At 69.4% G+C, this 12,395-nt stretch carries 13 protein-coding genes; 5 read left to right on the top strand and 8 right to left on the bottom strand.

From position 1 onward, the window contains the following. Positions 1 to 131 precede the first annotated feature (131 nt). Complete coding sequence (locus ATE62_RS17835; protein WP_058808948.1) at positions 132 to 1,721, top strand: acyl-CoA dehydrogenase family protein; 1,590 nt, start codon at positions 132 to 134, stop codon at positions 1,719 to 1,721. After that, on the top strand, positions 1,721 to 2,968 hold the full coding sequence (locus tag ATE62_RS17830) for an MFS transporter (protein ID WP_058808947.1): 1,248 nt from the start codon (positions 1,721 to 1,723) through the stop codon (positions 2,966 to 2,968). The genes ATE62_RS17835 and ATE62_RS17830 overlap by 1 nt, the downstream gene beginning before the upstream one ends. Before the next feature lie 10 nt (positions 2,969 to 2,978). On the opposite strand, the gene ATE62_RS17825 is transcribed toward ATE62_RS17830, so the two are convergent. From ATE62_RS17825 to ATE62_RS17810, 4 genes are all read right to left on the bottom strand, one after another. Continuing rightward, positions 2,979 to 3,746 carry an SRPBCC family protein gene (locus ATE62_RS17825; protein ID WP_058808946.1) on the bottom strand — a complete coding sequence of 256 codons (768 nt, stop codon included), beginning with the start codon at positions 3,744 to 3,746 and terminating at the stop codon, positions 2,979 to 2,981. Between the two features lie 13 nt (positions 3,747 to 3,759). Further along, a complete protein-coding gene (locus ATE62_RS17820; RefSeq protein ID WP_058808945.1) occupies positions 3,760 to 4,359 on the bottom strand; it encodes an ArsR/SmtB family transcription factor in 600 nt (199 codons plus the stop codon). 281 nt (positions 4,360 to 4,640) lie between these two features. Beyond that, on the bottom strand, positions 4,641 to 5,273 hold the full coding sequence (locus ATE62_RS17815) for a D-Ala-D-Ala carboxypeptidase family metallohydrolase (RefSeq protein ID WP_058808944.1): 633 nt from the start codon (positions 5,271 to 5,273) through the stop codon (positions 4,641 to 4,643). Then, positions 5,270 to 5,923 carry a 5'-methylthioadenosine/S-adenosylhomocysteine nucleosidase family protein gene (locus ATE62_RS17810; protein WP_058808943.1) on the bottom strand — a complete coding sequence of 218 codons (654 nt, stop codon included), beginning with the start codon at positions 5,921 to 5,923 and terminating at the stop codon, positions 5,270 to 5,272. Before ATE62_RS17810 ends, ATE62_RS17815 begins: the two co-directional genes overlap by 4 nt. A 388-nt stretch (positions 5,924 to 6,311) precedes the next feature. Between ATE62_RS17810 and ATE62_RS17805 the strand changes: the two genes are divergently transcribed. The 3 genes from ATE62_RS17805 (at position 6,312) to ATE62_RS17795 (ending at position 9,370) form a co-directional block, all read left to right on the top strand. Further along, positions 6,312 to 7,262 (top strand): bile acid:sodium symporter family protein, encoded by a 951-nt coding sequence (locus tag ATE62_RS17805; protein ID WP_058808942.1) that lies wholly within the window; start codon positions 6,312 to 6,314, stop codon positions 7,260 to 7,262. Positions 7,263 to 7,423: 161 nt separating this feature from the next. Further along, a complete protein-coding gene (locus tag ATE62_RS17800) occupies positions 7,424 to 8,635 on the top strand; it encodes a toxic anion resistance protein (protein WP_058808941.1) in 1,212 nt (403 codons plus the stop codon). Between the two features lie 15 nt (positions 8,636 to 8,650). Next, positions 8,651 to 9,370, top strand: coding sequence for a hypothetical protein (locus ATE62_RS17795; RefSeq protein ID WP_231736309.1), 720 nt, complete (start codon positions 8,651 to 8,653; stop codon positions 9,368 to 9,370). Positions 9,371 to 9,379: 9 nt separating this feature from the next. Here ATE62_RS17795 and ATE62_RS17790 read toward each other — a convergent pair whose 3' ends face one another. From ATE62_RS17790 to ATE62_RS17775, 4 genes are all read right to left on the bottom strand, one after another. After that, entirely contained in the window at positions 9,380 to 10,549 is a 1,170-nt protein-coding gene (locus ATE62_RS17790; protein ID WP_058808940.1) for a helix-turn-helix transcriptional regulator, read from the bottom strand. 222 nt (positions 10,550 to 10,771) lie between these two features. Next, positions 10,772 to 11,098, bottom strand: a complete 327-nt coding sequence (locus ATE62_RS17785) for a hypothetical protein (protein ID WP_058808939.1) — start codon at positions 11,096 to 11,098, stop codon at positions 10,772 to 10,774. Continuing rightward, the gene (locus ATE62_RS17780; RefSeq protein WP_058808938.1) at positions 11,095 to 11,628 is read right to left on the bottom strand and encodes an RNA polymerase sigma factor; all 534 of its coding nucleotides are present in this window, start codon (positions 11,626 to 11,628) and stop codon (positions 11,095 to 11,097) included. The genes ATE62_RS17785 and ATE62_RS17780 overlap by 4 nt, the downstream gene beginning before the upstream one ends. A 4-nt stretch (positions 11,629 to 11,632) precedes the next feature. Then, entirely contained in the window at positions 11,633 to 12,277 is a 645-nt protein-coding gene (locus tag ATE62_RS17775; protein ID WP_058808937.1) for a hypothetical protein, read from the bottom strand. Positions 12,278 to 12,395 lie beyond the last annotated feature (118 nt).

Below are 12,395 nucleotides of genomic sequence, written 5' to 3'. Positions count from 1 at the left end.
GCGCGCCAGTGGGCGGGGCGCGATTATTTCGCGGCACGCGAACGGGGGATAATCGGCACATAGTATACTAACTGAGACTTGCAGAGCGGCCGCGTTCGGTGCATCGCCGCGGCGACGAACGGGATGAGCGAATGAGCGATTTGAGGCAGGCGCTGGCCGCCGCGCAAGATTACCGGGCCGCGGCGCAGGCGGCGCTCGCAGCGCGGCTGGAGGCGGCGCCGATCGACGCCGAGCAACGCGCCGCCCATGGCTTTGCCTGGGTGGCGACGACGGTGGCGGCGCTCGAGGCGACGCTCGGCTGGTACGAAGCGGGCGAGAAGCCGCGGGTCGATGCGCTGGTGACCGGACTGGCCTTTGCCGAGGGGATCGCGCAGCTCGTCGGCGGGCTGCCGATGGGACAGAATGAGATATTCCGGCCGGCGGACCTGGGGCTGGCCGAGACGGCGGCGGAGCTGGCGGCGGATTGCAACGCCTTGCTGCGGGCGGGTCAGGCCGCGCCGCGCGCCGAACTGACTGCACTTCTAGCAAGCGGGCAATGGCCGAGCGAAACGCTGCACGACACCGACCTCGACGCGATCCGCGCGCAATATCGGCGCTTCACCGACGCCGAAATCTTGCCGCACGCGCATGGCTGGCACCTCGCCAATGCGCTGATCCCCGATGCGACGGTCGCGGCGATGGCCGAGCTGGGTACCTTCGGCGTGTGCATTCCCGAGGAATATGGCGGGCTGGGGCTCGGCAAGCTGGTCATGTGCATCGTCACCGAGGAATTGTCGCGCGGCTGGATCGGCACCGGGTCGCTCGGCACAAGGTCCGAGATCGCGGGCGAGCTGATCGTGCTCGGCGGCACCAATGCGCAAAAGGCCGAATGGCTGCCGAAGATTGCGAGTGGCGAGATATTGCCCACCGCGGTATTCACCGAACCCGATGTCGGATCAGACCTGGGCGCGCTCCAGACGCGTGCGCGCCGGACAAGCGATCATTGGGTGATCGACGGCGCGAAGACCTGGATCACCCACGCGGCGCGCTCGGACCTGATGACCCTGCTCGCGCGCACCCTGCCCGATGCCAGGGGCTATGCCGGGCTGTCGATGCTGCTGGTACCCAAGCCGCGCGGCAGCGAGGAAACCCCCTTCCCCGCCGCCGGCATGACCGGCAGCGAGATCGAGGTGCTCGGCTATCGCGGCATGCGCGAATATGCGCTGCAGTTCGATGGGATGCAGGCGCCCGCCGACGCGCTGCTCGGCGGCGAGGAGGGGCAAGGGTTCAAGCAGCTGATGCGCACCTTCGAGGGTGCGCGCATCCAGACCGCGGCGCGCGCCGTCGGGGTCGCGCGCCGCGCGCTCGAGCTGGGACTCGACTACGCCATGACACGCAAGCAGTTCGGCAAGGCGATCCTCCATTTCCCGCGCGTGTCGGACAAGCTCGCGATGAACCTCGTCGATTTCGTCACCGCGCGCGAGCTGAGCTATGCCGCCGCGCGCGCCAAGGACGGCGGCAAGCGCTGCGATATCGAGGCGGGCATGGCGAAACTGCTCGGCGCGCGCGCGGCCTGGTCGAACGCCGATGCCAGCCTGCAGATCCACGGCGGCAACGGCTATGCCATGGAATATGAGATCAGCCGCGTGCTGTGCGACGCGCGCATCCTCAACATCTTCGAGGGCGCGGCGGAAATCCAGGCGCAGGTGATCGCGCGCGGGCTGGTTGGAGGCCGCAACTGATGGCCGATGGCGGCGAACAGCGCCCAGCGCCCGTCTCGCCGCTCGCGCCCTTTCAATTCCCCGCCTTCCGCGCGATCTGGATCGCCAATCTGGCGTCGAACATGGGGTCGATGATCCAGTCGGTCGGCGCGGCCTGGCTGATGACCGAGCTGACGCAGTCGCATTTGCTGATCGCGCTGGTCAATGCGGGGGCGACGATCCCGATCCTGATGCTCGGCGTGTTCGCGGGCGCCATTGCCGACAATTACGACCGGCGGCGCGTGATGCTATGGTCGCAGATCGGGATGCTGGCCGCGTCGGCTGCGCTCGCTGTCGTGACCTGGGCTGGCGCGATCGGCCCCCTGTCCTTGCTCTTCTTCACGCTCGCGGTCGGCTGCGGCACCGCGGTCAATTCGCCGGCGTGGCAGGCGTCGGTGCGCCAGCAGGTCGGCCATGCGCACCTGCCGCAGGCGATCGCGCTCAACAGCATCGCCTTCAACCTCGCGCGCAGCGTCGGGCCGGCGCTGGGCGGCCTGCTGATCTCGCTGACCGGGCCGGCGCCCGCCTTCGCGCTCAACACCTTGAGCTATCTGGTGCTGATCGTCGTGCTGCTGCGCTGGAAGCCCGAAACCGAGCCACCGAAGCGCAGCCCGATGCTCGCCGCGATCGCGACCGGGCTGCGCTTCTGCGCACAGTCGGACCCGGTGCGCCGCGTGCTGATGCGCGGCTTTTCCTTCGGGTTCGGCGCCGCGGCGTTCCAGGCGCTGCTCCCTTCGCTCGTCCGCGACCAGCTGAAGGGCGGCGAGCTCGACTACGGCCTCTGCCTCGGCGCGTTCGGGCTGGGGTCAATTATATGCGCGTTATGGGTCGGCGCGGCGCGGCGGCGCTGGGGCAGCGAGACCGTGGTCAGCGTTGCGACCTTGGGTTTTGCCGCGGCGCTGGTCCCGGTCGCGCTGACCGATCAGGTGATCGCGGTGCTCGCCGCCGCCTTCGTCGCCGGGATGGCGTGGGTCGGCACGCTCACCTCGCTCAACGTCGCGATGCAGCTCCGCTCGCCCGACGCGATCCTCGGGCGCTGTCTGTCGATCTATCAGGCGGTGACCTTCGGCGCGCTGGCGCTCGGCGCGTGGATCTTCGGAATGATCGCCGACCTGTCGACGCTGACCGCGGCGGTGCTCGCCGGCGGCGGCTGGCTGGCGCTGTCGGTGCCGATCCTCCACGCCGTCGCGCCGATGCCGGGGCGCGACGAAGGGCGGATCGCGCCCTGACTATATGCCCCTAGCTGCACGCCTCGGCGCTCGGCGGCGGCGCGTCGTAATGCGTGTCCCACCAGCTCCGCCAGCGCGCCTCGAGTTCGGCGAAGGCCGCTTCGGACAGGCCGTAGGTGGTCAGGATGACCATGCCGCGGCCGTGCGGGGCGGTGTCCTTGACCGATTTGTCGGTGACGATCAGCAGGCCATTGCCCCACTGCGGCACGGTGAGACCCAGCTGCCAGGGGGTGCGGTGCCACGCCTGCCCTTCGACCACCTCGCCGGTCGAGAGGTCGGCGACGAAGGCGGCGCCGTCGGGCACATCGCGCAGGCCCGTAAGTCCAAGCGCGGCTATCGGGCCCGAGCCCCCTTCCTTCGCATGACCCTCCAGATAGAGCGTTCGGCGCGGGGCGATATCGTGCTGTTCGATCGCGAGGCGGAGCTGCTGGACGAAGCTGATCCAGCCCTCGACCATATCCTCATAAATACCTTCCCAGTTCGACCCCGCGGGCGAGGCACGCACGACGCGCAGGATGCAGGTTTCGGCGCCGGTCGACTCGACCTCGAAGCGGTCGGGGACGCCCTCGAACCAGAGGATGCCGGCCTCCTCATCGGGCCTGGTATATTTGAAGAAGATGAAGTCTACCTCTTCCTCGAGGCTCGGCGCGTCCCAGCCGAACCATTGCATGAGCTTGTCGCGGTCGCGCAGCGCGTCCCACACCTCGGCGGCGGGCGCGGCGATCGTCATCTCGACCAGGATGCGGTCGACGGTCGGCTGGTCGGCGGGTTCGCTCATCTGGGATCCTCCCTCAATTGATCTTGGGTTTGGCGCGGCTATTGGCGGCGGGATGGCCGGCGACGGTGACGCGGTAGCTGCGCCCCTCGCCCGCGGGCGCAAAATCGGCGGCGATGGTCGCGAGCGCGTCGGACAGGCGCGCGGCGAAGACTTCGATATCGGCCGGGCGCGCAAAGGCGACGTCCGCCTCGACGGTGAAGGTGAGCAGGCGGCTGCCCTCGCCCGCCGCGGCCTCGCGCATCCGCGACACGTCGCGCACGATCCCCGCGGCGGTGCGCACCAGATGGTCGGCGGCGAAGCGGTCCTGCTTGTCGACCATATCGGGGTCGGCGAGCGCGAGGATCATCGGATCGATCAGCAGCGCGTCGCTGCGCGCCTCGAACAGCGTCTCGGTAAAACCGCGCCGCCGCCGGGTCTCGACCGCGGCGATCAGCCCGGCCTTCTCGAGGAGGCGGAGGTGATAGCCGATCTTCTGTCGCGGCATGTCGAGCGCCTCGGCGAGCCCCGCCGCCGAGGTCGGCGTGCGGAGGCGGCCGAGCAATTCGCGGCGCAGCGGCGACAGCGCGACGCGGGCGGTCGAGGCGTCGTCGAGGAGGGCCAGCGAGTCGCTCATGGCGATTGGGTATAATAGACAAATTATTTTGTCAATTATGGGAGCACCCGGCCAGGTTTTGCGGCCGCCGGCTGCGGCTTTGGGGTGGGGAGCGGACCTTCCTAATCCTCCCTGCGGCGCAGCCGTGGGGAGGGGGACCGCCCGCAGGGCGGTGGAGGGGTCGATGCGATAGGCGTCGGCGTTAGAGGCTTCCACCCCTCCACCATGCTTCGCATGGTCCCCCTCCCCATCGCTTCGCGACAGGGAGGATTATTAGGTCCGATCCCCCCGCAGGCCGACATTCAGCGGCACGGCGAAGACGCCGCATGATAGTCGGCGCCCCAGCGGCGGCGGCCGGCCGTGTCGATGTGGAAGCGTGTGACCTTGTAGATGCCGAGGCCGACGGCGAAACGCGCGCCGGTGCGGGCGTGGAGAGGGCAGAGCTTGGCGATCAGCTCGGCACGGCTCAGGGGGCGGACGGGGGTCAGATCGAGCGCGGCGAAGTGGAGATGGCGGCTCGCTTTCGCGCCCTTGAAACAGGCGTTGGCGACGGGGTCGCGGTAGCCCGACACCACGCGGACGGGACCGGTGACCGGGACCAGTTCGTCGCGGATGTAGCGCAGGGTCGGGACCATCGAAGGCCAGAGCCCCCGCGGCGGGACGGCGAAGGGCTGGCCCGCCTTGCACGTCCGCCAGCGCGCGTCGCTGCGCAATATGTCGGCGAGCGGGAGGATGTCGGCGACGCCCTCCTTCTCGAAATAGGCCTCGATCGCAGCCACATCCTCCTTCGCGGCGCCGAGGCGCCAGGCGGCAAAGAGGTCGGCGTCCTGCTGCGGCGCGACCCGCGCGATCGGGGCGACCGCGCGGGTGAGCAATAGCCAGATCGCGGCGGCAGCGAGGGCGAGAAGCAGCGCGGCGACCAGCGCGCGCTTCACAGCATCGCGACCAGTCGTTCGACCTCGGCCGCGGCCTGGCGCGCGGCGCGGAGGAGGTTGGCCTGGAAATCCCCGCCGCTGGCGTCGTTGGCATCGTCGGTCACCGCCTTGATCGCGGCCCAGGGCTTGCCGAGGCGCGCCGCGACCTGCGCCACCGCGCCGACCTCCATGTCGACGAGCGTCGCGCCGAGGCTGGCCTTCAGATCGGCGGCAGCTTGGGGACAGGCGACGAAGCTGTCGCCGCTGGCGATGCGCGCATGCGGCAAGCCGAGGCCGGGGTCGGGCATCGCGGCGAAATGCGCCTCCCCGGCCTCGCCCATCGGCCAGTCGCCGGCGCGGTAGCGGCGAAAGCGGCCGGGCTCGTTCGCGCCATAGTCGTGCTGCACCGCCTCGGCGAGCCAATAGGCGCGGCCGGGCTCGGCACCGAGCGCGCCGCAGGTGCCGCTCATCAGCAGGACGTCGGCGTCGGCGGCGAACAGGCCCGCGGCGAGCGCGGCGTTGACCTTGCCGAGGCCACAGGTGGCGACGGTGATGGCGTGGCCGTGCGCGACGAGGCGGCGGACGGGGAAGGCGCCGTGGATCGGGGTGCTGGTGCCGGGGAAGAGGGAGTCACCTTCTTCGGGGAGGGCGGCGAGGATGAGGAGGTTCATGGGGTGGGTTTAGCGGGTGCGGCGATCATCGCCAGTGTTGATGACAGGATTCGCGCCGAGCCGCGGAGCCGGAAAATTTGGTTCACGCGGAGGCGCGGAGGCGCGGAGGCGTCTCCACCAGCCGTTTGCCCTGAGCTTGTCGAAGGGCCGTTCTTTCTTTTAACGTTGGAGAGAAGGACGGTGCTTCGACAAGCTCAGCACGAACGGAGATGAGAAAATCTCTCCGTGTCTCCGCGTCTCCGCGTGAACTATTGCCACAGTTGGTTGGTGAGGCGACGTTGCTGACCCCTCCACCACCGCTTCGCGGCGGTCCCCCTCCCCATGGCTTCGCCACGGGGAGGATCTGAGTGGCTTGCCAACCCGCCCTTCCCCCGCCATCGCTCGCTCCATGCTTTCGCGCATCTTTCCCGACCGTTTCGTTCCTCTGCTCCTCGCGACGATCCTGCTCGCCAGCCTGCTGCCGGTGCGCGGAAGCATGGTGCCCGTCGCGCAGGGCGTTTCGACCGCGGCGGTGGTGTTCCTGTTTTTCCTCAACGGCGTGCGGCTGCCGCGCGACGAGGTGCTGCACGGCATCCGCAACTGGAAGCTCCAGGGCGGCGCGCTGGCTTTCTGTTTCGGGGCGATGGCGCTGCTGGGGCTCGGCGCGCAGGCGGCGACTGCGGCGTTCCTGCCCGCGACGCTGGCGCTGGGGTTCCTGTTCCTCGGCATCCTGCCCTCCACCGTGCAGTCGGCGACCGCGGCGAGCGGGCTTGCCGGCGGCAATGTCGCGGCGAGCGTCGTCGCGGCGGCGCTGCTCAACCTGACCGGGGTCGTCGCCTCGCCTTTGCTGTTCGCGGGGCTGGCGGGGAGCGCGGGCGAGATTCATGGCGAGGCGGTGCTGCGCATCGTCGCGATATTGCTGCTGCCCTTCGTCGCGGGGCAGCTGGTGCAGCGCTGGCTGCGGCCGTGGGTGCTGGCGCACAAGGAACTGGCGACCTTCATGGACCGCAGCGCGATCGCGATCGCGGTCTATGTCGCCTTTTCGGCCGCGGTGGTCGCAGGGATCTGGCAATTGCTCGACGCGCGCGAGATCGGGATCGTGTGCGGCGTCGTGGCGGTGCTGCTGGCGCTGGCGTTCGGCGGGGCGTGGGGGTTCGGCGCACTGCTGAAGCTGGCGCGCGCCGACCGGATCACGCTCCTCTTTGCGGGGGCGCAGAAGAGCATCGCGGTCGGCGCGCCGCTCGCCGCGACACTGTTTCCGCCCGCGGTCGCGGGCATGGTGCTGGTGCCGATCCTCGTCTATCATATGGCGCAGCTGATCCTCTCGGCGTGGATCGCGCCGGGGCTGAAGAAGAATTAGCGGTGCCGGCCCGCTCCCCCACCCAGCCTCCCGACAGGGTATGCTGTGGGAGGCTGGGTGGGGGAGCGGGCCGGCGCCGCGAACATCAATAGGTGTAGTGCTTGAATAACACAGGTCCGCATGCCATATAGGCTGGCGGCAAAGGGGTGGAAGGAAGACGAATGAGCGAACTGACCGCAACCGCGACGGCGACCGACGAGCTGAAACTGACGCCGCCCGAGCCGATGCCCCCCGTGACGCCCGAGAAGGCCGCCGGCCTGGTGCCGCTGTCGAGCGAGCAGCGCACCAAGCTCGACGAGCGCGTCGACAGCTTCATCGACGACCTGGTCGCGCAGGACGAGAATTCGCCCGCCTTCGGCCAGAAGATCGACCAGATCACCAATATGGGCCGCAAGGAGATGCTGGAGGCGGCGAGCCAGTCGAATCGCTTCCTCGATCGCCCGGTCAAGGCGATGGACCGCGACACCGACATCGGCAAGAACCTCATCGAGCTGCGCAACACCGTCGAGCGGCTCGACCCGTCGGCGAACGGCAAGCTGCTCGACAAGCGCGGCTTCCTCGACAAGATCTTCGGCAGCAAGATCACCAATTATTTCGCGCAATATCGCAGCGCGCAGACGCATATCGGCGGCATCCTCACCGCGCTCAGCAACGGCAAGGACGAGCTGCTGATGGACAATGCGGCAATCGACGTCGAGCGGCGCAAGCTGTGGGAGGCGATGGGCAAGCTCGAGCAGATGATCCACATCGCCGGCAAGCTCGACGAACGGCTCGAGGCGAAGGCGACCGAGCTCGACGGCACCAACCCCGCCAAGGCGAAGGTGATCCGCGAGAATGCGCTCTTCTACGCGCGCCAGCGGACGCAGGATTTGCTCACCCAGATGGCGGTGACGGTCCAAGGTTACCTCGCGCTCGACCTGGTCAAGAAGAATAATGTCGAGCTGGTGAAGGGCGTCGACCGCGCCTCGACCACCACCGTCGGCGCGCTCAAGACCGCGATCACCGTCGCGCAGGCGATGACCAACCAGAAGCTGGTGCTCGAACAGATCACCGCGCTCAACACCACCACCGCGAACATCATCGACGGCACGTCGCAGATGCTGAAGGACAATACCGCGCGCATCCACGAGCAGGCCGCGTCGAGCACGATCCCGATGGAGACGCTGCAGCGCGCCTTCCAGAATATCTATGACACGATGGACGCGATCGACACCTTCAAGCTGAAGGCGCTCGACACGATGAAGACCACGGTCACGACGCTGGAGGGCGAGGTCGCCAAGTCCAAGGGTTATATCGCGCGCGCCGAGGGCGCGAGTCAGGCGCAGGCGAGCGTCGGCGGCGCCGCGAGCCCGCTCGCCGCGCTAGAGGGATAAGTGGCGACGATGAGCATGAGCGAAGTCGACAAGGTCCGGCTGTCGGCCGCCTCCGCGATCGAGCGGTCGCGCGAGCGGCGGCGGCCGATCGGCACCAAGAGCGTCGCGCTGCGCCGCCAGCATCTCTACAAGAAGCTGGGCCGGATGCTGATCGCGGCGGGCGTGGTGCTGATCGGCGCGGCGCTGTTCGGCGCGCTGATCCAGCCGCTGGGTTTCACCGGGCTGCTGGCGCTGTTCGTGCTGCTGATCGGAGTCGCGGTCTTGTTCGGGCGGTCGCCCTTTCCCGAGCCGCAGCAGGCCGACCTGCCCAAGGCCGACCTCAAGCAGCTCGCGGGGCGCACCGAAATCTGGCTCGAGGCGCAGCGCCCCGCCCTGCCCGCGCCCGCGCGCCAGCTGGTCGACGGGATCGGGGTGCAGCTCGACCTGCTCGCGCCGCAGCTGCAGACGCTCGACGCATCGAGCCCCGCGGCGGCGAATATCCGCAAGCTGGTCGGCGAGGATCTGCCGGAGCTGGTCGCGGGGTACCAGCGCATCCCCGCGGGGCTGCGTAGCGAAGCGCATGCCGGGCGGACCCCCGACGAAACCTTGCTCGGCGGGCTCAAGACGCTGGAAAGCGAGATCGGTCAGGCCGCGCGCAGCCTGGCGGCGGGCGAGCTCGACAAGCTCGCGACGCGCGAGCGTTACCTGCAGCTCAAATATCAGGGCATCGACGACGAGGACGGCGCGCCCGCCTGATCGGCGGCGTCAGGCCTCGCTCGTCGCGGGCAGGCGCGCGAGCGTCGCGAGCAATTGCGCCTGGCTGGTCGCGCCGGTCTTGCGGAACACGCCCTTCAGGAGGAAGCGCACGGCGTTGAGGCTGATCGCGCGCTCGGCGGCATAATCGTTGAGCGACTGGCCGGCGTCGAGCGCAACCGCCAGCCGCGCCTCGGCGGGGGTGAGCCCGAACCATTGCGCGATGCGGTCGACCGCGACGACGGGCGTCTCGCCCGGCGCGCTGCCCAAAGTGACGATCAGCGAGGCGCCGAGCGCGACGCCGCCGATCTGCGGCACCGACTGGCGCGTGATCCGCGCGGCGAGCACGGGGCATTCCTTGCCGCCCTTGCCCAGCGTCTGGAAAGCGAGCCCCGCGGGGTTGGGGTTGCGCAGCAGATCGAGCACGACCTTCTGGCTGGCGGGATGGGTGAAGGCGAAGCGGTCGCCCTCGAGCCGGACGAAGCCCGCGCGCTCATATTGCGGGGCGCGGCCGTTGGCGGCGAGGATATTGAGCTGGTCGTCGAGGCTGAAGATCGCAAAAGGGGCGACGTCGGCGGCGGCGCGCGCGGCGCCCGCGGCGAGTTCGAGCGTCGCCACCCGGTCGCTGATCCGCATCGCGCGCTGGATATGCGGCGCCAGCGTGCGCAGGCCGCGCTTCAGCCGCTCGACGTCGCGATCCCCGGGGCCGGGCATCAACAGTCCCAGATGTTCGCTGCCGCGGCGATCGAGCAGCACCGCGACGAGCCGGTCGATGCCCCAGGGCGCGAGGAAATTGCGCGAGAATTCGGTCTCGGCGAATTCCTCGCGGGTCATGATGTCGTTGCTGTCGACGACGCTGCCGCTGGCATAGCGCATCATCTTGCGCGACCATTCGTGGCGGCCGGCATAGACCGCGGCGTAGATTTCCTGCACCCCCGCCGCGAGCCCGGTCGCGGCGACGAAGCGCGCGGCGGGCGGATTGCCGCTTTCCCAGAGCAGGAAGGCGGCGTCCCAGCCGAGCGGGCAGAGCGTGTTGGTGATGCGCGCGAGCGTGTCGTTCCAACGTTCGGGGTGGAGCACCGAATCATAGATTTCGCCGATCAGCGCGTTGAGGACCTCCCATTCGGCCGCCGCATTGTGACCGGGCGGAAAAGGCGAAAGCACTTCGTTCGGCATCGACATCCCCGGCAGGAAGATCGGTGGGAGGGAGCGGCGGAAAAACGCGCCTGATCAATATGTAATCGCGGGCGACAAAAAACTTCGCCCCCTACCCATATGGGTAGCGCGGGCCGCGGTCAAATCGGTCATTCCATGGGGGCGACCCAAGGACAGGATGGCCCCGCCGGGACCATCCTGTTCGTTTGAAGCCCGCCGGGAAACCGGCGGGCTTCCTTTTTGGGCGGATCAGGCGCTGCGCAGCCTTTGCGTGCCGCCGAACCACAGCAGCAGGATCAGCAGCAAGGGCGGCGCGACGCCCCATTGGCCGGGGCCGGCGAGCGGCGCGAGCAGGGGCGTGCCCGAGAGCAGCCAGAGGCCGGCAAGCAGCGCCGCGACGGCCAGCGCCTCAAAGGCGAAGCTGGTCCAGAAGCGCGACCGCGCGCGGGCATAGGCGGCCTGCGCATCGATCGCGCGATCGACCTGCACCGCGAAGGCGCGGTCGCCGGCACGCGCGGGAGGCGCGAGCATGGTGCCCAGCATCGCGTCGATCGCGCTGTCGTCCGAGCCGGTCATGCCGCGCCTCCTTCGCCGATCAGTTTCTGCGCCTTGGCGCGGCCGCGCAAGACCAAAGATTTGAGCGTGCCGAGTGGCACCCCCATGATCTCGGCCGCCTCGCCGTGCGACCAGCCATGGCCGAAACAGAGGGTGAGCGCGGCGCGTTCCTGCACCGACAGGCCCGCGAGGAGGCGGTCGGCGTCGATCGCGGCGTCGGTCGCGCCGTGCGGGTTGCTGCTGGTGACGGCATCCTCGTCCTGCGCGGCCAGGCCCTCGCGGCGTTTCGCGGTGCGGCGCTGGTCGAGGAAGAGGCGCCAGCCGATCCCCATGACCCACGCCGCATAGCTCCCCTGCCCGCGATAGTCGCCCGCGCGGCGCCAAGCGCGGACAAAGGCCTCCTGCGCGAGGTCGTCGCCGTCGGCCTCGCTGCCCGCGGCGCGCGACAGGAAGGCGCGCAGACGCCCCTCGTGCCGGAGCACGAGGAGCTGGAAAGCGGCGCGGTCTCCCCCGGCGACACGCTGGTTGAGGGCAAAGTCCTCATCGGCCACGCTTTCATCCGTGGTCCGCGATGCGGTCCTCGGCGGCCGCCGCGCGCGCGACGCGGCGGCGGACCAGCAGCGCGATGCCGACGAAGGCGGGGAAGAGCGCGGCGCCGGCGGCCTCGCGGATCATCTGCTCGTCGCCCTGGATCAGTCCGAAACCGGCCATGGCGAGGCCGATCGCGAGCAGCACCAAGCCGTTGCGGTCCTCGTTGTTGCCGCTGCTGCTGCCGGTGGTGCCGAGCTTCCAAGGACCGATATGCTCATAGGGCTTGTTGAGCTTTTCGATCAGCGGGGTGACCGAGTCGGACTTGGCGTCGAGCGCGCGGCGGATCGAGCGGTGCATCATCCACGCGTGGATCAGCCGCGACACGAGGAAAAAGCCGACGACGAACAGCGCCACCATCGTGATATTTTCCATCAGGCGGAAGAAGCTGTCGCTGATCGCCACCATCTCGGTGGTCGGCGGCGGCGCGGGCAGATAGGCGGCGATATCGCGCGGGTCGATATAGGCCGCGACGTCCGACGCGCTGATCGTCTGCGCCGGGATAGTCTGCGCGGGCACGGCGATGGGGACGGCGGCCGCGGCGGCGGGCGGAGCAGCCGGCGGGGCGGCGGCGGTGGCGGCGGCCTGCGTTGCGGCCAATATCTGGAACATATTTTACCCTCCCTGCATGCCCCGGGGGCATGGTGAAACCACAGGCGGCGACCGCGGGCAAGGCCGGTCTGGCGGGGCGCCCCGGGGAGAGCGGCTGCCCGCCGACGGCCCGCATCGC

Source organism: Sphingopyxis sp. HIX, from assembly GCF_001468285.1.
In the GTDB taxonomy this organism is placed as follows: Bacteria; Pseudomonadota; Alphaproteobacteria; order Sphingomonadales; family Sphingomonadaceae; genus Sphingopyxis.
The sequence above is the reverse complement of the archived record's forward strand: the minus strand, read 5'-3'. Positions and strand labels throughout refer to the sequence as shown.